General features: G+C 71.2%; 24 protein-coding genes. 17 read left to right on the top strand and 7 right to left on the bottom strand.

The window, feature by feature from the left end; translation table 11 throughout:
* Positions 1 to 51: 51 nt before the first annotated feature.
* Positions 52 to 303: a hypothetical protein gene (locus tag IM787_RS00630; RefSeq protein WP_193674698.1), complete on the bottom strand. Its 252-nt coding sequence runs from the start codon at positions 301 to 303 to the stop codon at positions 52 to 54.
* 10 nt (positions 304 to 313) lie between these two features.
* Positions 314 to 700, bottom strand: coding sequence for a carboxypeptidase regulatory-like domain-containing protein (locus IM787_RS00625; RefSeq protein WP_193674697.1), 387 nt, complete (start codon positions 698 to 700; stop codon positions 314 to 316).
* Positions 701 to 844: 144 nt separating this feature from the next.
* Between IM787_RS00625 and IM787_RS00620 the strand changes: the two genes are divergently transcribed.
* The 10 genes from IM787_RS00620 (at position 845) to IM787_RS00575 (ending at position 9,588) form a co-directional block, all read left to right on the top strand.
* On the top strand, positions 845 to 1,666 hold the full coding sequence (locus IM787_RS00620; protein ID WP_193674696.1) for a TIGR02587 family membrane protein: 822 nt from the start codon (positions 845 to 847) through the stop codon (positions 1,664 to 1,666).
* 1 nt (position 1,667) lies between these two features.
* The gene (locus IM787_RS00615) at positions 1,668 to 2,105 is read left to right on the top strand and encodes a TIGR02588 family protein (RefSeq protein WP_193674695.1); all 438 of its coding nucleotides are present in this window, start codon (positions 1,668 to 1,670) and stop codon (positions 2,103 to 2,105) included.
* 35 nt (positions 2,106 to 2,140) lie between these two features.
* Positions 2,141 to 2,584, top strand: coding sequence for a universal stress protein (locus tag IM787_RS00610; protein ID WP_193674694.1), 444 nt, complete (start codon positions 2,141 to 2,143; stop codon positions 2,582 to 2,584).
* Between the two features lie 164 nt (positions 2,585 to 2,748).
* Entirely contained in the window at positions 2,749 to 3,180 is a 432-nt protein-coding gene (locus IM787_RS00605) for a hypothetical protein (RefSeq protein WP_193674693.1), read from the top strand.
* Positions 3,181 to 3,287: 107 nt separating this feature from the next.
* Positions 3,288 to 3,623 (top strand): hypothetical protein, encoded by a 336-nt coding sequence (locus IM787_RS00600; RefSeq protein ID WP_193674692.1) that lies wholly within the window; start codon positions 3,288 to 3,290, stop codon positions 3,621 to 3,623.
* Positions 3,620 to 5,047, top strand: coding sequence for a TolC family protein (locus IM787_RS00595; protein ID WP_193674691.1), 1,428 nt, complete (start codon positions 3,620 to 3,622; stop codon positions 5,045 to 5,047). The genes IM787_RS00600 and IM787_RS00595 overlap by 4 nt, the downstream gene beginning before the upstream one ends.
* 18 nt (positions 5,048 to 5,065) lie before the next feature.
* Positions 5,066 to 6,487, top strand: coding sequence for a multicopper oxidase family protein (locus tag IM787_RS00590; RefSeq protein WP_193674690.1), 1,422 nt, complete (start codon positions 5,066 to 5,068; stop codon positions 6,485 to 6,487).
* Positions 6,488 to 6,501: 14 nt separating this feature from the next.
* A complete protein-coding gene (locus tag IM787_RS00585) occupies positions 6,502 to 7,011 on the top strand; it encodes a cupredoxin domain-containing protein (RefSeq protein WP_193674689.1) in 510 nt (169 codons plus the stop codon).
* A 14-nt stretch (positions 7,012 to 7,025) separates the two neighbouring features.
* The gene (locus IM787_RS00580) at positions 7,026 to 7,376 is read left to right on the top strand and encodes a copper-binding protein (RefSeq protein WP_193674688.1); all 351 of its coding nucleotides are present in this window, start codon (positions 7,026 to 7,028) and stop codon (positions 7,374 to 7,376) included.
* A 19-nt stretch (positions 7,377 to 7,395) separates the two neighbouring features.
* Positions 7,396 to 9,588 carry a copper-transporting P-type ATPase gene (locus IM787_RS00575; protein WP_193674687.1) on the top strand — a complete coding sequence of 731 codons (2,193 nt, stop codon included), beginning with the start codon at positions 7,396 to 7,398 and terminating at the stop codon, positions 9,586 to 9,588.
* Between the two features lie 678 nt (positions 9,589 to 10,266).
* Here IM787_RS00575 and IM787_RS00570 read toward each other — a convergent pair.
* The 3 genes from IM787_RS00570 to IM787_RS00560 form a co-directional block, all read right to left on the bottom strand.
* The gene (locus tag IM787_RS00570; protein ID WP_193674686.1) at positions 10,267 to 11,322 is read right to left on the bottom strand and encodes a DMT family transporter; all 1,056 of its coding nucleotides are present in this window, start codon (positions 11,320 to 11,322) and stop codon (positions 10,267 to 10,269) included.
* A 23-nt stretch (positions 11,323 to 11,345) separates the two neighbouring features.
* Positions 11,346 to 13,076: an ABC1 kinase family protein gene (locus IM787_RS00565; protein ID WP_193674685.1), complete on the bottom strand. Its 1,731-nt coding sequence runs from the start codon at positions 13,074 to 13,076 to the stop codon at positions 11,346 to 11,348.
* 79 nt (positions 13,077 to 13,155) lie between these two features.
* Entirely contained in the window at positions 13,156 to 13,590 is a 435-nt protein-coding gene (locus tag IM787_RS00560; protein ID WP_193674684.1) for a universal stress protein, read from the bottom strand.
* A gap of 216 nt (positions 13,591 to 13,806) precedes the next feature.
* On the opposite strand from IM787_RS00560, the gene IM787_RS00555 reads away from it, so the two are divergent.
* The 4 genes from IM787_RS00555 to IM787_RS21640 all read left to right on the top strand — a co-directional run bounded on the left by IM787_RS00555 (position 13,807) and on the right by IM787_RS21640 (position 16,332).
* Positions 13,807 to 14,652 carry a L,D-transpeptidase gene (locus IM787_RS00555; RefSeq protein ID WP_193674683.1) on the top strand — a complete coding sequence of 282 codons (846 nt, stop codon included), beginning with the start codon at positions 13,807 to 13,809 and terminating at the stop codon, positions 14,650 to 14,652.
* A gap of 95 nt (positions 14,653 to 14,747) precedes the next feature.
* Positions 14,748 to 14,987, top strand: a complete 240-nt coding sequence (locus IM787_RS00550) for an SHOCT domain-containing protein (protein WP_227494027.1) — start codon at positions 14,748 to 14,750, stop codon at positions 14,985 to 14,987.
* 682 nt (positions 14,988 to 15,669) lie between these two features.
* Complete coding sequence (locus IM787_RS00545) at positions 15,670 to 16,176, top strand: DUF8173 domain-containing protein (protein ID WP_193674682.1); 507 nt, start codon at positions 15,670 to 15,672, stop codon at positions 16,174 to 16,176.
* 30 nt (positions 16,177 to 16,206) lie between these two features.
* Entirely contained in the window at positions 16,207 to 16,332 is a 126-nt protein-coding gene (locus IM787_RS21640) for a hypothetical protein (protein WP_255528462.1), read from the top strand.
* Here IM787_RS21640 and IM787_RS00540 read toward each other — a convergent pair.
* Both IM787_RS00540 and IM787_RS00535 read right to left on the bottom strand, forming a co-directional pair.
* A complete protein-coding gene (locus IM787_RS00540) occupies positions 16,316 to 17,314 on the bottom strand; it encodes a TerC family protein (RefSeq protein ID WP_193674681.1) in 999 nt (332 codons plus the stop codon). The two genes, IM787_RS21640 and IM787_RS00540, sit on opposite strands and share 17 nt — an antisense overlap.
* A gap of 164 nt (positions 17,315 to 17,478) precedes the next feature.
* Positions 17,479 to 17,874 carry a hypothetical protein gene (locus IM787_RS00535; RefSeq protein WP_193674680.1) on the bottom strand — a complete coding sequence of 132 codons (396 nt, stop codon included), beginning with the start codon at positions 17,872 to 17,874 and terminating at the stop codon, positions 17,479 to 17,481.
* 137 nt (positions 17,875 to 18,011) lie between these two features.
* Between IM787_RS00535 and nhaR the strand changes: the two genes are divergently transcribed.
* The 3 genes from nhaR (at position 18,012) to IM787_RS00520 (ending at position 19,684) form a co-directional block, all read left to right on the top strand.
* A complete protein-coding gene (gene nhaR, locus IM787_RS00530) occupies positions 18,012 to 18,929 on the top strand; it encodes a transcriptional activator NhaR (protein ID WP_193674679.1) in 918 nt (305 codons plus the stop codon).
* A gap of 106 nt (positions 18,930 to 19,035) precedes the next feature.
* On the top strand, positions 19,036 to 19,359 hold the full coding sequence (locus IM787_RS00525) for a c-type cytochrome (protein ID WP_193674678.1): 324 nt from the start codon (positions 19,036 to 19,038) through the stop codon (positions 19,357 to 19,359).
* Positions 19,360 to 19,459: 100 nt separating this feature from the next.
* The gene (locus tag IM787_RS00520) at positions 19,460 to 19,684 is read left to right on the top strand and encodes a hypothetical protein (RefSeq protein WP_193674677.1); all 225 of its coding nucleotides are present in this window, start codon (positions 19,460 to 19,462) and stop codon (positions 19,682 to 19,684) included.
* The last annotated feature ends 4 nt before the right edge of the window (positions 19,685 to 19,688 follow it).

Below are 19,688 nucleotides of genomic sequence, written 5' to 3'. Positions count from 1 at the left end.
GAAGCGGCGTGCCTGCTCCGGCCGCGGGCGCAGCACCGTCGGTCTATCGACTCAGGATTTGCGGCCGAGGAGGTCGCCGCCCTGCGCGCGCGGTTCGGCGAGCGGGTCCACTTCCGCGCCGCCGGGCGGCTGCTCGGCCGGCACGCCACGTTCGGCGTCCTTCGCCTTCGGCGGCATGCCGACGTTGGCGCTGCTCCCGGTCAGGCTGTGCGTGCCGATCGGCGCGCCGTTGCCGTGCTTGCCGGCCGGCTTCTCGTCGGCGGGATGCCAGGGTTGCGCGGACTTGTCCTGCTTCTCGTTCATTGCATGCTCCTCAGGAGACCGACCACGTGAAGGACAGGCGCGCGGGCTGCTTGCCCACGGTGACCGCCTTGCGCTGCGACTGCCCGTTGAAGGAAGCCTCCACCTGGTGCGGGCCGGAGCCGGGCACGTTCACCAGCATCAGCGGCCCGCCGCAGCGCGCCTGCAGCACCACCTTGCCGTCCGCGCCCGTGATCTTCACGTCGACGTCGGCGACGTAAGCGCCGGTGGTGCTGGCGAAGGTCACCAGCATGTCGTGATCGGCCGCCTGCGCCTTGAACTGCTGCTGTTCCGCGTCGCCGACGCCGCCGCAGCGGAATTCCGCCTGGCCGGCCCCTTGGGCGAAGGCCAGCGCCGCGGCCTGCGCCACCGCCAACCCGATCAGGATGTGCTTCTTCATCACGTGCTCCTTTGCGTCCGCATGGTCAGCCGCAGGAAGCCAGCCCGGCGTCGGGCGGGGCGCGCTCCGTCGGTAGGAAGCGTCCGATCCCGGCGGCCGGATGGCCACCCCAGGCTGCTGCCGAGGTGCTATCTTTCGCCGCGCATGAGCAAGACGGACCATCGCAACAGGGACTTCGGGCGCGGGCTCGCGCGCGCGTTCGCGGGTGCCGTGATCTTCGGCCTGCCGCTCCTGATGACCATGGAGATGTGGTGGCTGGGCTTCGGCATTCCCTCCGCCAGGCTGGCGCTGCTGCTCCTGCTGTTCTTTCCCTTCCTCGTGGCGCTGTCGTGGCATGTCGGGTTCGAGCCCACCTTCAGCCTGCGCGACGACCTCGTCGATGCGCTGGTGGCCTACGGCGTCGGGTTCGTCGCATCGGCCGTCGTCCTGGCGCTCCTCGGCGTGCTGACCCTGGAGATGTCGGTGCGGGAAGTGGTCGGCAAGGTCTCGCTGCAGGCGGTGCCGGCCAGCATCGGCGCCTTGCTGGCGCAGTCGCAGCTGGGCCACCAGGACGAGGCGCAGGAGCCACGGGGCGGCGTCGCGCGCTACGCCAGCGACCTGTTCATCATGGGCGTGGGCGCGCTGTTCCTGGCCTTCAACCTGGCACCGACCGAGGAGATGCTGCTGATCGCGCTGCGCCTCCCGCCCTGGGGCGGGGCCTTGCTCATGGTCGTTTCCGTGGTCGTCATGCACACCTTCGTCTATGCGGTGGCCTTCCGCGGCCAGCCGGAGGACCGCGCCGGCGGCTGGAGCGTGCTCGCGCGCTTCAGCATCACCGGCTACGCCATCGCCTTGCTGGGCAGTGCCTACCTGCTCTGGACCTTCGGCCGTTTCGACGGGCTCGGCCTCGCGCCGGCGCTGCAGGTGGTGTCCGTCCTCGGTTTCCCCGCGGCCGTCGGCGCCGCGGCCGCACGCCTCATCCTCTGACATGGCGAACACGCGCGACAACCCGAAGAACCCGGCCGGCCCGAAGCGCCAGGACGGCGCCGAGCCGCCGCCGCCGTTCTGGGAATGGGTCGCGGCCGGTGTCGGCCTGCTGCTGCTGGTAGCGAGCATCGGCTACCTGCTGGTCGACGCCGTCACAGCGCGTGACGGCCAGCCGCAGCCGCGGATCGAGATCGTGGACGTCGCGCCGCAAGGCGGGCAGTTCGTGGTGCGGCTCAAGGTGCACAACGACGGACGCGCCACGGCCGCGGCACTGCGCGTCGCCGGCGAGCTGCGGCGCGGAGAGACCGTGCTCGAGAGCAGCGAACTCGAACTGGACTATCTTCCGGGAAGGTCGTCGCGCGAGGCCGCGCTGCTGTTCACGCAGGATCCGCGTACGCTGCAGCTGGCGCTGTCGTCGCGCAGCTGGCAGAAGCCCTGAGCGGCAGCGCGTTCGCGCACGGAAAGGAGCAAGCCATGTTCAAGCGCATCCTGGTCCCCGTCGACGGCAGCGACACGTCGCTGCACGCGCTGCAGACCGCCGGCCGGCTGGCGCGCGAGAACGGCGGGCAGCTGCGGCTGGTGCACGTGATGGACCGCACCGCGTACCTGACCGGGTACGACCCCTCGGGTGGCGGCTCCGGCGCGCTGTACGAGGCGCTGCGTGGCAGCGGCCGGCAGATCCTGGCGGACAGCCTTGCGGCGGCGCAGGCCGCCGGCGCGACCGCGGACACGCTGATGGTCGACGAGCTCGGCCTGCGGCTGGGCGATGCGGTCGCCAGGGCGGCGGCCGACTGGCAGGCCGACCTGATCGTCGTGGGCACGCATGGCCGCAGCGGCCCCAGCCGCCTGCTGCTGGGAAGCGGTGCGGAACAGGTGATCCGGCTGGCGCCGGTGCCGGTGCTGGTGACGCGCGGCTGAGCCGCCGGCGCGCGGCCCTCCGGGCAGCAGGGGCTTGACCTTGCCCCAGGGGGAAGGTTCAGGATGCAACCCCCATGAACGCCATCCCCACGGCAACCCTCGCGGCATGGGCTTCGGGGGCTGGGCCGTCCCCTCCCGGTGGCATGCGCTAGGATGTGAAAGGTATGTCGACGCTCCGTCTGGTCATCGCATGGCTCCTCATGGCCGCGCTTCCCCTGCAGGGGATGGCGGCCGCCGCCATGCTTTTCTGCGGACCGGTGCATGCGGGCACGACGCAGGCCGCCGGCCACGACCATGCGTCGCATGGGCACGGCGCGGAGCACGACGCCGCATCGCATGCGCATGGCCGCACCGACGGCGCGGATGAACCGTCCTCGCAGGCCTTGCAGCCGGCGTTGGATGCGCAGGCGACCGCCTCCGCCGTGGACGACGGCCACGGGTGCCCGGTGTGCGCGGCCTGCTGCAACCTCGTGGCGCTCTCCGAGCCGCCGGCGTTGCGGCTCGGAGAGAACGCCCACCTCCTGCAGCCCCTGCCGGGGCCGGCCCGCGTGCTGACGCGGCACGCGCCCACCCCCGACAAACCCCCTCGCGCCTGAGCACCAGCCGCGGCCCGGCGTTGCCGGGCCTGGCTGCCGCATTGCCGCACCTGCCGACCGCGCCTGCCGCGATCCGGCGCACGCTTCACGTCGTCACGCGAGGACCCATGCCACGCATCTCCAGGAACATCGTCATTGCCGCCGCCGCGCTCGCCACTGGGGCGGGAGCCGGGGCACAGGCGCCCGCCGCGCCTTCGCCGGCCACGGCCGCCGACGCCGCCTACCCATCCGCCTTCGACGGCTACCGCCCCTTCTCCGCCGGCGAAGTCGGCGACTGGCGCCGGGCGAACGACACCGTGCGTGAAGTCGGCGGCTGGCGGGCCTACGCACGCGAGATCCACGGCGGCGGGACTTCGCAGGGCACCGTGCCCGCGCCTTCGCGTCCGGCGCCTGCCGCGGCGCCGGCGCGTCCGGCGTCGCCCCACCAGGAGCACCATCGATGAATCCGACAGCCACCTCCAGGCTCGCGGTGGCGGTCGTGGGGCTCGCGCTCGCCGGTTGCGCCGCTCCCGACATGCAAGCCGAACTGCGCGAAGCCAACCGGCTGGCGGGGCCGGTGGCGACCGGTGCGGGCGCCGAGCTGCAGCACGAACCGTCGCAGCGCGAAGCGGCGGCCAGGCTGGCCGACGATCTCCTCGCCCAGCCCCTGACCCAGGATGGCGCGGTCCGGCTCGCGCTCGCCAACAGCCCCGCCTTCCAGGAGGCGCTGGCCCAGGGGTGGACCGAGGTCGCGGCCGCCCGCCAGCGGGGCCTGCCGGGCGGCGTCGCCTTCTCCTTCGAGCGGCTGCGCGAAGGCGCCGACCTGGAGCTGGGGCGCCTGCTGTCGGTCGGGCTCTTCGACCTGGTCACGCTGCCGCAGCGCCGTGCCGTGTCGAGGATCGCTTCCGAGCAGGCGAGGGTGCGCATGGCCGGCGCCATCGTCGACCAGGTGGCGGCCGCGCGGCAGGCCTGGGTGCGCGCCGTCGCCGCACGCGAGGTCGAGACGTACGCCACGCAGGTGAAGGACGCCGCCGAGGCCAGCGCCGAACTCGCGCGCCGCATGCAGGCGGCCGGCAATTTCACCAAGCTGCAGGCCGCGCGCCAGCACCTTTTCTATGCGGACGCGACCGCCCGGTTCGCGAACGCGCGGCAGCAGGCGATCGCTGCACGCGAGGCGCTGGTGCGCGAGCTGGGCTTGACGCAGCAGCAAGCCAGCGTGCTGAAGCTGCCCGCGCGCCTGCCGGAACTGCCGAAGGCACCGAGGGCGCCGGAGGAGGTCTCGCAGGCGCTCGCTTCGCAGCGGCTCGACGCGCGCCTGGCGCGGCTGGAACTCGAAGCGGCCGGCCGCGGCCGCGGCGTCGACCTGGCCACGCAGCTCCTGGACGTGGAGCTCGGCGCCCGCCGCGACACGCGCTTCGAGGGCAGCGGCGAGAAGTCGACGACGCGAGGGTGGGAGCTCGAGATCCGCCTGCCGCTGTTCGACGGCGGCGCGACGCGCAGTGCCGCGCTCGACGCCCGCTCGTTCGCCGCCGCGCAGCGCTACGAGGCGGTGGCCCGCGCCGCGGGTTCGCAGGCGCGCGAAAGCTACGCGGCCTACCGGACGGCGTACGACCAGGCGCGGCACCAGCGCGACGAGCTCGTGCCGCTGCGCAGGACCATCTCCGAGGAGAACCTGCTGCGCTACAACGGCATGATCATCGGCGTGTTCGAACTGCTCGCCGATGCGCGCGAGCAGGTCTCCGGCGTCATCGCCGCCATCGAGGCGCAGCGCGACTTCTGGATCGCCGATGCCGCCCTCTCCTCCACCTTGATCGGCAGGCCGCGAGCCGGCGCCACCGATGCGCCGTCCTCGGCAGGCGCTGCGGCCGCGTCCGATGCGGGCCATTGACGAACGACGAAGGACACCATGTCGAACAGACGAAACTTCCTCACCGGCGTCGGCGCCATCGCCGGCGCGGTGGGCGCGGCCTCGGTCAGCAAGGTCGCGATGGCCGCCTTGCCCGAGCCCGTGGTCCAGACCAAGCCGGACACGGCGGGCCCGCTGGCGCCGCCGACCGGACGGCCCTACAACCCCGTGGTCACCCTCAATGGCTGGACCGCGCCCTGGCGCATGAAGGACGGCGTCAAGGAGTTCCACCTCGTCGCGGAGCCCGTCGTGCGCGAGATGGCGCCGGGCTTCAAGGCGCACCTGTGGGGCTACAACGGCCAGTCGCCGGGACCCACGATCGAGGTGGTCGAGGGCGACCGCGTGCGCGTCTTCGTGACCAACAAGCTGCCCGAGCACACCAGCATCCACTGGCACGGGCAGCGCCTGCCCAACGGCATGGACGGCGTCGGCGGCCTGACGCAGCCCACCATCCAGCCCGGCAAGACCTTCGTCTACGAGTTCGTGGCTCGACGGCCCGGCACCTTCATGTACCACCCGCACGGCGACGAGATGGTGCAGATGGCGATGGGCATGATGGGCTTCTGGGTCACGCACCCCAAGGGCCGGCACCCGCTGATCGACGAAGTGGACCGCGATTTCGTGTTCCTGCTCAACGCCTACGACATCGAGCCCGGCGCGTACACACCGAAGATCATGACGATGACGGACTTCAACATCTGGACCTTCAACAGCCGGGTGTTTCCCGGCATCGCCTCGATGAACGTCCGGCACGGCGACAAGGTGCGCATCCGCGTGGGCAACCTGTCGATGACCAACCACCCCATGCACCTGCACGGGCACGAGTTCGTCGTCACCGGCACCGACGGCGGCCCTACGCCGCGCAGCACGCGCTGGCATGAAGTCACCACCGACATCGCGGTGGGGCAGATGCGCCAGATCGAATTCCTCGCCGACGAGGAGGGCGACTGGGCCTTCCATTGCCACAAGAGCCATCACACGATGGGAGCGATGGGCCACGACGTGCCCACCATGATCGGCGTCGACCATCGTGGGGTGGCGAAGAAGATCTCGCAGCTGGTGCCCGACTACATGGTGATGGGCGAGCGCGGCATGGCCGACATGGGCGAGATGGAGATGCCCCTGCCCGACAACACGCAGAAGATGATGGACGGCCGGGGGCCCTTCGGCGGCCTGGAGATGGGGGGCATGTTCACGACCGTGAAGGTCCGGCGCGGGCAGAAGCGGGGCGACTACGCGGACCCGGGCTGGTTTCGGCATCCGCAGGGAACCGTCGCCTACGAGTTCGGCGGCGCGCTGCCCGAGCCGGCTCGGGCCGGGGGAACGGCGCCCGGAAAACTACCTTCCGCGGCCGGCGCGCCCGCGGCGAAGGACGTCGAAGTGCGCGTCCGCAAGCCGGCATCGGGACACGGAAGCCATTGAACAAGGGAACGAACATGAAACACACCAAGCACGCGCTGGCGCTCGCCGGCATCACCTTCGCCGCCGCGCTGACGGGCGGTTCCGCCTTCGCGCACGGCGAGAAGGCGCACGCCACGGCGGCGGCGCCGGTCCCCAAGGAGCAGAAGCCCTGGGGCATCGCCGGCGAAGCGAGCGACGCCAAGCGCACGATGGAGGTCACCATGACCGACGACATGCGCTTCACGCCGTCGAACATCGAGGTGAAGCAGGGCGAAACCGTGAAGTTCGTCGTGCGCAACAAGGGCAAGGTGCTGCACGAGATGGTCCTCGGCGACCGCAAGTCGCTCGACGAGCATGCCGCGCTGATGCAGAAGTTCCCGGGCATGGAGCACGACGAACCGCACATGTCGCACGTGGCGGCCGGCAAGGCGGGCACGCTCGTCTGGAACTTCAACCGTGCCGGGGACTTCGACTTCGCTTGCCTGATCCCCGGCCACTACCAGGCCGGGATGGTCGGGAAGATCAAGGTGTTGCCCAGGCAATGAAAGGAAACCAGACCATGAAAAGACTGCATCGAATCCTCCTCTGCGGCGTTCTCGCCGCCGGCGCTTCGTTCACGGCGTCCGCGCAGCCGGCGGGATCGGCGGACCACAACGCTCACCATCCGCAGGCTGCCGCTGCCGCCGACATGGCGGAAGGCGAGGTCCGCAAGGTCGACAAGGCCGCGGGCAAGATCACCGTGCGGCACGGGGAGATCAGGAACCTGGACATGCCCCCGATGACGATGGTGTTCGGCGTCTCCGATCCGGCCATGCTCGACAAGGTGAAGCAGGGCGACAAGGTCCGCTTCCGGGCCGCGAACCCGAACGGCAACTACACGATCACGGAGATCCAGGCCGCCGGGCAGTGAACGACAACGGAGACCGCCCATGAACGACCATGGCCATCAGCACCACGGGCAGCACGCGCATCGCGACCCTGACCAGGGTGACCGGCACGCGGCCGTTGCACCGGCGCCCTCGGGAACGGTCTACGTCTGCCCCATGCACCCCGAGGTCCGGCAGGACCATCCGGGCACCTGCTGGAAGTGCGGCATGGCGCTGGAGCCCGAGCTTCCCAGCCTGGAAGAAGGCAAGGATCCGGAACTTGCGGACTTCGAGCGGCGCTTCTGGTGGACGCTGCCGCTGACGGTCGCCGGCGTGCTGCTGGCGATGTTCGGCCACTCCATGGGGCTCATGGGGTCCCGGACCCAGACCTGGATCGAGCTCGCTCTTGGCGCGCCGGTCGTGCTCTGGGCGGGAGCGCCGTTCTTCCGCCGCGGCTGGGCCTCGGTGGTGAACCGCAGCCCGAACATGTGGACGCTGATCGCGCTGGGCACGGGCGCGGCGTTCGTCTACAGCGTGGTGGCCACGGTGGCACCCGGCGTGTTTCCCGCGTCCTTCGTGTCGATGGGACGCGTCTCCGTGTACTTCGAGGCTGCGTCGGCCATCATCTCGCTCACGCTGCTGGGGCAGGTGCTGGAATTGCGCGCCCGTTCCGGCGCGAGCGCGGCGATCAAGGCGCTGCTCGGGCTCGCACCGAAGACCGCGCGCCGCATCGCGGCCGACGGGACCGAAGCGGACGTCCCGCTTGCGCACGTGCACGAGGGCGACCTGCTGCGCGTGCGCCCCGGGGAGAAGGTGCCCGTCGACGGCGTCGTCGTCGAAGGCAGGAGCGCCGTCGACGAGGCCATGGTCACCGGCGAGCCGATGCCGGTCTCCAAGGAGCCCGGCGACAAGCTGATCGGGGCGACGGTGAACACTTCCGGGGCGCTCGTCATGCGGGCCGAGCGCGTCGGCTCCGCCACCGTGCTGTCGCAGATCGTGCAGATGGTCGCGCAGGCGCAGCGGTCGAAGGCGCCCATGCAGCGCATGGCCGACGTGGTGGCCGGGTACTTCGTGGTCGGCGTGGTGCTGGCCGCACTGGCCACCTTCTTCGCCTGGGACTTCCTGGGGCCCGAGCCTTCCTGGGTGTACGGCTTGATCAATGCGGTGGCCGTGCTGATCATCGCCTGCCCCTGCGCACTGGGGCTCGCCACGCCGATGTCGGTGATGGTCGCCACCGGCGAAGGCGCCCGGCGCGGGGTGCTGTTCAAGGACGCTTCCGCGATCGAGAACATGCGCAAGGTCGACGTGCTGATCGTCGACAAGACCGGCACGCTCACCGAAGGCAAACCGGCATTCCGGAAGGCGGTGGCGGCGCCCGGGTTCACCGGCGACGAAGTCCTGCGCCTGGCGGCCAGCCTGGACCAGGGCAGCGAGCATCCGCTGGCCCACAGCATCGTCGCCGCCGCGAAGGCGCAGGGACTGCCTCTCGCGAAGGCGGAGACGTTCGAATCGGCCAGCGGCATCGGCGTCACCGGCTCGGTCGAGGGCCGGAGCCTTGGGCTGGGCAATACGGCCCTGATGGACAAGAACGGCGTGGATGTCTCGGCGCTGGCATCGGAGGCCGACGCGCTGCGCGGCACCGGCGCGAGTGTCATGTACCTGTCGGTCGACGGCCGCTTCGCGGGCTTGCTGGCGGTGGCGGATCCGGTCAAGGCCACGACGCCCGAAGCCATCGCCAGGCTGCGCGGCCAGGGGATCCGGATGGTGATGGCGACCGGCGACGGGCTGGCGACGGCGAAGTCGGTGGCGCAGGCGCTGGGCATCGACGAGGTCCACGGTGAAGTGAAGCCGCAGGACAAGCTGGAACTGGCGCGCCGGTTCAAGTCGCAGGGGCTGGTGGTTGCGATGGCGGGGGACGGCATCAACGACGCGCCCGCCCTGGCCGGCGCCGACGTCGGCATCGCCATGGGTGCGGGCACCGACGTCGCCATGGAGAGCGCGCAGGTCACGCTGGTGAAGGGCGACCTGCGCGCCATCGCGGACGCGCGGGACCTGTCCGAGGCGTCGGTACGCAACATGCGCCAGAACCTGGTGTTCGCGTTCCTCTACAACGCGCTTGGCATCCCGCTGGCCGCCGGCGTCCTCTATCCGTGGACCGGCTGGCTGCTCTCGCCGATGCTGGCGGCACTGGCCATGAGCCTCAGCTCGGTGTCGGTGGTGGGCAATGCGCTGCGGTTGAAGCGGTGGCGGGCATGAACGCCGGCCGCCGCCCGTACGAGGCGCAGGGTCTCGTGCGTGCCGCACCGCGGTCCTCTTCGAAGCGCTCGACGATCCGCGCCGGCTCTCGCGCCACATGGACCAGCGCTCGATGGCGATGATGGGTTCTTCGATGTCGACCGTCACCGACGAGGGTGGCGGGCGTGTACCCGGATCCGTCACCCGGATGCAGGGGCGCGTGCTCGGCATCCCTTCAAGGCGTGGGAGACCGTCGGCGAACCCAGGCTGCTGGTGATCGGCGCGTTCGCCGGGGCTACGCCACCGGAAGTCGGAGTGGATGGCGAAATTCGTGGCGCTCATGAGCCCGACGCTCGCGGCCCCGGCGGCGCACAAGGCAGGGAAGGTGCCGGGAAGGCGGCGGTCCAGGTTCCATGCCAGTACGGCGAGCAGGATGCCGCAGGCGGCCATGAATCCGCCCAGGACATTGAAGACGTGCCCCAGCCATCGCTCCAGGCCGGGCAAGGCGCTGCGGATGGTCTCGAGCGGCGCGCCGATGAAGCGGGGATCCTCCGGCAGGAGCAAGGGCCGCACGAAGAGGAAGTACAGGCCCAGGCCGACCATCCAGGCGCTGCACGCGAGGAAGATCATGCGGGAGAGGCCGTGCCTCGATGTGGCGCCGGAGGGATCCATGCGGTTCTCCTTTCGCCGGTTCTCCGGCTAGTGACGGTGCGTGTGGTGCGCGTCCGGCACGTGCGGATGGCTGTGCCGCACCGGTGCATGGACGTGGCCGTGGCTGTGCTCGCCTTCGGGCATGGGATCGTGCGTGTGCGCGTGGTGGCCGTCGTCGTGCCGGTGCGCATGCTCGTGTTCCAGCGGATCATGCGCGTGTTCGTGCTCGTGCCGCTCGTACAGGTGCACCACCACGCCGGCCAGCATCAGGAGCCCGCCCGCCGCCATGCCCCAGCTCGCCGCGCGTTCGCCGAGTGCGATGGCCACTGCCGCACCGATGAAGGGCGCGAAGGCGAACACCGAGCCCGTGCGCGCGGCGCCGAAGGCGCGCTGCGCCAGCAGGTACAGCCGCAGGCTGAGGCCGTAGCCCGTCGCGCCGATGGCAAGCAGGGCCGCGACCTGCAGCCCGCCCGGCAGGGACTCTTGCCAGGCGAATGCCAGCAGGAGCGCGGCAGGCGCGCCGAGCGATGCCTTCACCAGCACCACCTGCGCCGGGTCGCGTTCCGCCACCCCGCGGGACAGGGCGTTGTCGACGCCCCAGGCGGCGGTGGCGAGCAGCACGGCGAGGAGGCCGAGCAGCTGCGCGCGGCCCGCGGCCCCGCGGTCCACGACCAGCAGCACGCCGCCGGCCAGCAGCAACAGCATCGCCGTCCACACGCGCCGGTCCATGGCTTCGTGATAAAGCCAGCGCGCCAGGACGGCGGTGAACAGCGCTTCCAGTGCGAGCATGAGCGATGCGCTGGTGCCGCTGGTGTGTTGCAAGCCCCAGGCCAGCGCCACGGGACCGAGCACGGCGCCGAACGCCGCCATCGCCAGCAGGCGCGGCAGGTCCGCCCGCCGGACCTTCGCTTCCCGGCCAGCGTGCCGGCGCATGACCGCTCCCAGCAGGGCCGCACCCGCGTACAGCAGCGCGGCGGTCGTGAAGGGGCCCACGCCTTCGCCGGCACGCTGCACCAGGGGCGTGCTGATGCCGAACAGCGCCGCGGCCAGCACGGCCAGGAAGCCGCCGCGCAGGGCGGGCCAGCGGCGCCAGGTGGGGTCCATCACTTCAGGACCATACCCGTGTTTCACGCCTTGCCGCTGCGTGCGATGGAAACGATCAGCCAAAGGCTGCCCACGACGGCGCCCACGAAGCCGAGCAGCCCGAAGAAGGGCAGGCCGAGGAGGCTCGGGCCGCCCGGCACCGTCATGACGATGGACGAGCCGATGATCAGCGCCGCGATCACGATGGCCATCGAGAGCCGGCTGGCGGCGCGGTCGACCTGGTTGCCGGCCTGCCCGAGTTGCGGCACATCCACCCGGATGTCCAGCCGTCCCGCCCGTGCCGCGCGCAACAGCCGGGACAGGTCCTGGGGCAAGCCCCCGAGCAGCGACAGCACCTGCCGCGCCGACCGCCAGCCGCGTGCGAGCACGGCGTCCGGGGCATAGTGCTCGCGCATCGCGTGTTCCAGCACGGGCAGCGCCTCGCCGGCCATGTTGAAGTCCGGGTCCAGCTCCCGGCCCATGCCCTCGAGCGTGATGAAGGCCTTGATCAGCAGGGCCAGGTCGGACGGCAGCACCAGGCGGTATTCGCGCAGCATCCGCACCACCTCGCCGAGCATCTCGCCGAGGCGCAGCTGCCGCAGCGGCAAGCCGCGGTACTGGTCCACGAACTGGCCGATGTCCTCGACCAGGCGTTCGACGTCCACCGTCGCCTTGCCGGTCCAGTCCATCAGAACGTCGGCGACGGCGTCCGCGTCGTGCTTGACCAGTCCCAGCAGCAATCGCACCAGCTGCTCGCGGCGTTCTTCGGGCAGCCGCCCGACCATGCCGAAGTCGATGAAGGCGATCCGATTGCCCGGAAGGTAGAAGACGTTCCCCGGGTGCGGGTCGGCGTGGTAGAAGCCGTCGGTGAGGATCATCTTCAGGACGGCGCGGGCGCCACGCCGTGCCAGCAGCCGCCGGTCCAGCCCCGCCGCGTCCACGTCCGCCAGGCGGGTGCCAGGGATGCCCGTCACCTGTTCCTGCACGCACAGGCGTTCGCTTTCCCAGTAGACGGCCGGAATGACGATCACCGGTTCCAGCTCCAGCGTGCCGGGCTGATCGAGCGGCCCCGACGGCCCGCCGCCGTCGCTGTACGCCGCGAAGTTCTCCGCGACCCGTCGGCCGTTCCGTGCTTCGGAGGCGAAGTCCATCTCGCGGCGCAGCGACTGCGTGAACTCACGCACCATCTGCACCGGCCGGAAAGCGCGCAGCGAATCGATCTCTCCCTCCGCCAGCTGCGCGAGACGCGCCAGCAGCCGAAGATCGGCTTCGACGACAGGCAGGATGCCCGGCCGCCGCACCTTCACGATGACGGCCGTGCCGTCGTGGAGCCGGGCGCGATAGACCTGCGCGAGCGATCCGGTGGCCAGCGGGTCCGGGTCGAACGTGGCGAACGCTTCTTCCGGGTCGCAGCCGAGGTCTTCCACCATCTGCTCGCGCACCGCATCGAAGGGAAGGGCCAGCGAGCCGTCATGCAGCCGGCTGAACTCGGCGATCCACTCCGGGTCGAACAGGTCGATGCGGGTCGCCAGCACCTGTCCCAGCTTGACGAAGGTCGGCCCCAGTTCCTCCATCGCCCGCCGTACGCGCGCAGCCGGCGGCAGGTGCGCGAATTCTTCGGCGTGCTGCCAGTGCAGGGCGCGGCCGGCGCGTTCCAGCATGTCCGCCAGGCCGGCGCGACGCACCACGTCGCCGAAGCCGTACCGGACGAGCGTGCTGGCGATGTCGTACAGCCGGCCGGCGTCGCGGACCGAGAGAAGGGCTTGCCACAACATGTTCAGTCCCCCGCGAGCCGGCATGCCCGGGCTGGTTGGCCCCGATCGCAGCGTGCGGCAGCGAGTCCTCGCGCCAACCTCATCGAGCGCGGAACGCGAGGACGGGGACGGGTGCCATCCGGATCACCTGCTCCGCACCGCTGCCGAGGAGCACGCGACCGATCCCGCGGCGACCGTGCGTGCCGACCACGACGAGGTCGGCGTTCCACGCCCTGGCCTCCTCGGCCACCACTTCGCCGAGCCGTGCGCCGGGGATGTCGAGCATCTTCTTGTCTGCGGGCACGCCGGAGGACTTGGAAATCTCGAGGGCCTTGTCCAGCATCTCACCGGCGGACCGCAGGGCGTCATCGTAGACCTGGGCGCCGTACTCGTAGCCGGTGAGATAGGCCATGGCATCGAACGCGTGGACGATGCGCACGCGGCCGTCGGCCTCGCGTGCCAGCTGCAGCGCGGCCACGAGCGCCTGGTTCGACGTTTCGCTGCCGTCGAAGCAAACAAGGATTCGTTTGTACATGGAAGCTCCTGGACCGTTCCGCCCTGCGGGCGCGCCGCGTGCACTTCACGCTGCCGGTGAACACGACAGCCTCCGGGGGGCAATGGCGCATGGTGGTTTCCCCGGAGTGATGGATCGGATGTGGGACATCGCCACCCTTGCAATTTAGGCAACGCGGGCGTTCGCGAGTTGATCTGGCGCAAGCGCGCCGCGCGCCGTGTTTCCAGAATGCACCGCATGAACTCCTGTGCTCCCAGAAGACGTTTCCTGGCACTCGTCGCCGGCGCCTGCCTCGCGGCGGCGTGCGGCATTGCATCGGCCGCTCCGGCGACGCCCGCGGACTTCGCGGCCCTGTACCGGTCGGTGGTGGACCGCCGGCTGGAGGTGCCGGCGGAGGAGGTGCAGCGCTATGCGCGGCTCGCGGAAGACGCGCTCGTGCGCGCGAACCTGTTCCCCGCCGGCGCCCAGTACCTCGCGGTGGTCGACCGCGACCCGCAGGTGCAGGCGCTCCTGCTGCTGTGGCGCTCTGCGGCAGGCAGCTACCAGCTCGTGGGCGCATCGCCGGTGTCCACGGGCAGCCCCGGCAGCTTCGACCATTTCGAAACGCCGCTGGGGGTCTTCGACCACACCGTGGGCAACCCCGACTTCCGCGCCGAGGGCACGTTCAACGAGAACGGCATCCGCGGTTACGGCGCGAAAGGCATGCGCGTCTTCGACCTCGGGTGGCAGCGCGTGCCCAAGGGCTGGGGCGACGGCGCCGTGGTGGAGATGCGGCTGCAGATGCATGCGACGGATCCCGACGTGCTCGAGCAGCGGCTCGGGTCGCCGCAGTCCAAGGGGTGCATCCGCATCCCGGCCACGCTGAACCGCCTGCTGGACCACCACGGGGTGCTGGATGCCGAGTACGAGCGTGCGGCGCGCGAAGGACGGACGATGTGGGTGCTGCAGGACGACCGCGACGTCGTGCCGGATGCCGGCCGCTACGTGGTGGTGGTGGACAGCGGACGGCAGGACCGCCCGCAATGGAGTCCGGCGCCGGTGCTGCCGCACCGCCGGGTCGCGCCCGCGCGGCCTGCGCGATGACCGCGGCCGCTGCCGCAGCCGCAGCCGCTTGAGTGGGATCAAGTCCCCACCGGCGATGCACGCCTATCGTTGCCGCAGATCACCAGGAGAATGTCATGTGGAACCACATGTGGGCATGGGATAGCGTCGCCGGCGGCTGGGCCTGGATGGGTGTGATGCACCTGCTGTGGTGGGTCCTCCTCATCGTCGTGGTCGCCGCGGTGTTCCGCTGGGCCACGAACTCCCGCGCGGGGGCCGGCGACCGGCCGCTGGAGATCCTGCGCGAGCGCTTCGCGCGCGGCGAGATCGACAAGGGCGAGTACGACGACCGCCTGCGCCACCTGAGGGGAGGGTGAACCATGGCTCGCATCCGCTTGCGCTCCGGGAGTGGCCGTCGCGCCATCCACTGCGTCGCGTTCTGCCTGGCGGCCGCCTCCGCCGTGGGTTGGGCGCAGGCTCCTTCGCCGGCGGCCGTTGACGCGGCCGCAACCGTCCCGTCCAGCCGCAACGTGTACGCCGGCGGCGGCCAGGTGCGGCCCGCGGCGGCCGTCGAAGGCGATTTCACGGCGGCGGGCGGCAAGGTGGTCGTCGACCAGCCCGTGCAGGGAGACGCCTCCCTTGCCGGCGGGTCCGTGGACGTGCGCGCCTCCGTCGGGGACGATCTCCGTGCGGTCGGCGGCGACGTCACGATCGAAAGCACCGTCGGGGGCGAACTGTTCGCGACGGGTGGAAACATCACCCTGACGCCGGCGGCAGCGGTCGCGCGCGGTGCCACCCTGTACGGCGGCAACGTGACGATCGACGGCCGGGTGGACGGCGGGCTGGTGGCGACCGCGCAGAAGGTCACCATCAACGCCGAAGTGCGCGGCGACGTCCGCGTGGTGGCGGAGCAGGTCGAGCTGGGCCCGAATGCGCGCATTGCCGGCCGCCTGGACTACGTCTGGCCCGCGGAACTGAAGAAGGCCGAAGGTGCGACGGTCACCGGCCCCGTGCGGCGCGAACCGGACACGGGCGTGAGCGACGGCCGCCCCGGCGGAAATGTCCTACCTCGCCCTGCTGCTGCTGGTGGCGGCGGTCTTCCTGCTGCCCGCACCGTCGTTCGGCACGGGTGCTTCGGGGCGCATCGCGGCGCGGCCGGGCACGGCGTTCGCCGCCGGACTGGCCGCCGTCTTCCTGCTGCCGATGGTGGCGGTGACGCTGGTGCTGACCATCCTCGGCATCCCGCTGGCACTGGCGCTGCTCGCGGTGTATCCCGTGCTGCTGCTGCTCGGCTTCCTGGTCGGGGTGCTCTTCGTCGCCCGCACCCTTCCGCCGCTGCTGCGGGTCGGCGCGCCGCAAGGCATTCCCGCGGCGATCGGCTACTATGCGCTGACCCTGCTGGTGGTGCTGCTGGCGAGCCGGATCCCGGTGCTCGGCGGATTGCTGGCCGGCGCCCTGGCGGTGGCCGGCGTCGGCGGCGTCGTGCTGGAGGTGCATGGGCGCCTGCGGCCGGGCGCATCCTCGCCCGGCCACGACGCCGCCGCGCTGCCGGCTCCGGCGCACTGAACGGTGGCCCCGCACGCCGAGGCTGCCGCGATGCAAGGGTCGACCGCCTCCAGGGTGCGCCGGCGCCGGCTCGCCTGGGCGGCGCTGGCCGCGCTGGCCCTGGCGCTCGCCGGCATCGCGGCCAAGGTGCTGTTCACGTTCATGCTCCTGGACTGAGGGACCTGCCGGTCCCCGGGCCGCGGTCGCGCGTCTTCCACAGCGACAGCAGCACCCCGCCGGCGATGAGCCCGAAGGTCACGCCGAGGCTGATGGCGGGCGGCAGTTTGCCCGTGATGTTCACCAGGAAGATCTTGCCGCCGATGAAGACCAGCACCAGCGCCAGCGCGTACTTGAGGTAGGTGAAGCGATGGATCATCGCCGCCAGCGCGAAGTAGAGCGCGCGCAGGCCGAGGATGGCGAAGATGTTGCTGGTGTAGACGATGAACGGGTCCGTGGTGATCGCGAAGATCGCCGGCACGGAATCCACGGCGAACACGAGGTCCGTGAACTCCACCAGGCACAGCGCGAGCAGCAGCGGCGTGGCCCACAGCACCGGTTTGCCGCTCACCGGGTGCGGCTCGCGCACCACGAAGGCATTGCCCCGCAGGTCGGGCGTGACCCGCACCAGCTTGCGCAGCAGCCGCAGCAGCGGGTTCGCCTCCAGGTTCGGCTGGTGGTCCGCCATCCAGAGCATCTTCAGGCCCGTCAGGACCAGGAAGGCGCCGAACACGTAGAGGACCCAGGAGAACTGCGTGACGAGCGCCGCGCCCACGCCGATCATGATGGCGCGCAGCACGATCACGCCCAGGATGCCCCAGAACAGCACGCGGTGCTGGTACTGGCGCGGAACCGCGAAGAAGCCGAAGATGAGCGCGATGACGAACACGTTGTCCATCGAGAGCGATTTCTCGATGAGGTAGCCGGTGAAGTACTCCATGCCGCTGGTGGCGCCCAGGTGCCACCAGAGCCAGCCGCCGAAGAGCACGGCCACGCCGATGTAGCCGGCGGAAAGCCACAGGCTTTCCGCCACCTCGATCTCGTGGTCGTCGCGGTGCAGCACGCCGAGGTCGAAGGCGAGCAGGGCGGCGACGATGCCGACGAACAGGAGCCACAGCCAGGTGGCCTGGCCCAGGAAGGGTTGCAGCAGGAATTCGGTCACGCGAGGTCTCGTAGCGAAAGGAAGAGGAGGGAGAGGCCACCCAGCGAGGCCCGGCGGCGAGCAGCAGCCTCAGGTCGCGCGGCGCTTCGCCGCGGCGGCGACCGACCAGCGCCGCGGCGACGCAGGCGAGTGCCAGCGAGCCGGGCAGCAGCGCGAAGTGCAGGTCATCCATCGTTTCGCTCGCCGGTGGAAGGAAGGGAGGGCGCCGGCAGGAGCCGCGCGTGCAGCGGTGCCTGCAGGCGGCGCGAGGCGGATGGCGGGAGCGACAGGCCCAGCCGCCGCTGCATCAGCTCCCACGCGCGCTGCAGGGCGCGCGCGAGCACGCCGACCAGCCGGCGCCGGCGCTCGCGCACCACTTCCACTTCGCCGCTGTGCAGGCGGACCTCGATCGTGCAGTCGCGCAGCGCCGATGCGCGGGGTCCCGGAGCGGGCCGCACGCGCACCAGCACGTGCGAGACCTCGCCGGCCGCGTGGCGGAAGGCATTGCGCACGCGCTGCAGCAGGCCGTGCGAGCGGCCGCGGGGAAGCCGCAGCCCGGGGGTGCGAAGGTCGATGAACATGGCGGTTCCTTTCGGCAGGGAATGGAGGCCTTTGCTTCCGCAACGGCCTGGCAGGTGAATGTAGGCACGTCCTGTCTTCGGGAAAATTCGGAAATGAGGCGAAACACTTCGATAATCCCGAAGCTTCCGGAGACCCCATGAACTACAAGCACCTGCAGTACTTCTGGACGGTCGTGCGCAGCGGCGGCGTCCTGCGGGCGAGCGAGCAGCTGCACCTCGCGCCGCAGACGCTGAGCGGGCAGATCCGCCTACTCGAAGAGCGCCTGGGCCAGCGCCTGCTGCGCAAGGCGGGCCGCGGCGTGGAGCCGACGGAAGCCGGCCGGCTGGTGATGCAGTACGCCGACGAGATCTTCGGCCTCGGCGCGGAACTGCAGGACGCGCTGCGGGGCGACCGGGCCGGGGCGCCGGCTCCCCTGCTGCGCATCGGCATCGCCGACTCGGTGCCGAAATCCGTCGCGTACCACGTGGTGGAGCCGGCGCTGCGGGGCGACAGTCCCCTGCGGCTGCAGTGCGCCGAAGGCAAGCTGCCCGCGCTGCTGGGCGACCTGGCGCTGCGGCGGCTGGAACTGGTGCTGTCCGACGTGCCGATGCCCGGCCACCTGGGGGTCAAGGCCTTCACGCACCTGCTGGGGCGCAGCCGGATCGCCTTCTTCGCGGCGCCGGCCCTGCTGGCGCGCATGGACACCACCGCGCGGCGGGCGCGCGCGAAGTTCCCGGGCTGCCTGTCCGGCCTTCCCCTGCTGCTGCCCGGCTCGGATTCGGCCCTGCGTCCCCGCGTGGACGCCTGGTTGCGCGAGCAGGGCATCGCGCCGCGCATCGCCGCCGAATTCGACGACGGGGCGCTGATGAAGGCCTTCGGGCGCGAAGGCCGCGGCGCGTTCCCCGCCCCGGCGGTGCTGGCGAAGGAGATCGAGCGGCAGTACGGCGTGGTGACGCTCGGGGTCGCCACCGACCTGGTGGAGGAGTTCTACGGCATCTCGGCGGAGCGGCGCATCACGCACCCGGCGGTGGCGGCGATCACCCGCTCCGTGCGCAACGAGCTGTTCGTCGAGTGACGCCGCATCTCCGTGGACGCGGGCCAGATCGGCTCGCGCTTGCGCCAGATCAACCGTCCGCGCCGCCGCGGAGCTACCTTCGGGCCCTGTAGTCCCGGGAGCCCGAATGAAATCCTTCCTGATCGCCGCCATCGTCCTCGCCTCCGCGGTGCCGGGGCAGGCACTGGCCGACGCGAAGCTGGCGCAGGAGAAGCAATGCCTGCAGTGCCACGCCGTCGACCGGCACGCCATCGGCCCGTCCTTCCAGACCATCAAGGCCCTGTACCGAAAGATGGACAAGCCGCAGGCGAAGCTGGTCGCCGTGATCCGCCATGGCAGCGACGCCAACCTCGGCCCGCACTGGGGGCCGGCGCGGATGCCGAACGGCGACGAGCGCCCCCCCATCAGCGAGCGCGAAGCGAAGCAGCTGGCGCGCTGGATCCTGTCCTGAACGCACGCCGCGCAGGTGGCCTTAAGCCAATCCCAATCCGGCGCCGCCACGATCCACGGCGCCGGCAGTCCGCCGGCGGACCCGCCTGTGGAGGCCGTGCGTGGATGCTCATGGGATTGCCGCTTTCCTGCCCCGCAGCGCGCCGGTGCGCCGCGCGCTCGCGGTGTGCTGCGCCGCGCTGCTGCTGGCCGCCGCGGCGGTGGTGGATGCCGGGCTGTACGCCGTGGTCTACCTGGCCCTGGAGGGCGAACCACCCTCCGTCGACCTGGTGCTGCGCCTCGCACCGCGGCTGCGCTGCGCGGTGCTCCGTGGATGCTCCCCGTGAGCCG

This window comes from Ramlibacter pallidus, from assembly GCF_015070875.1.
Classification (GTDB): Bacteria; Pseudomonadota; Gammaproteobacteria; order Burkholderiales; family Burkholderiaceae_C; genus Ramlibacter; species Ramlibacter pallidus.
Note: the sequence above shows the minus strand (reverse complement) of the source record. Positions and strands in the feature narration are given on the sequence as shown.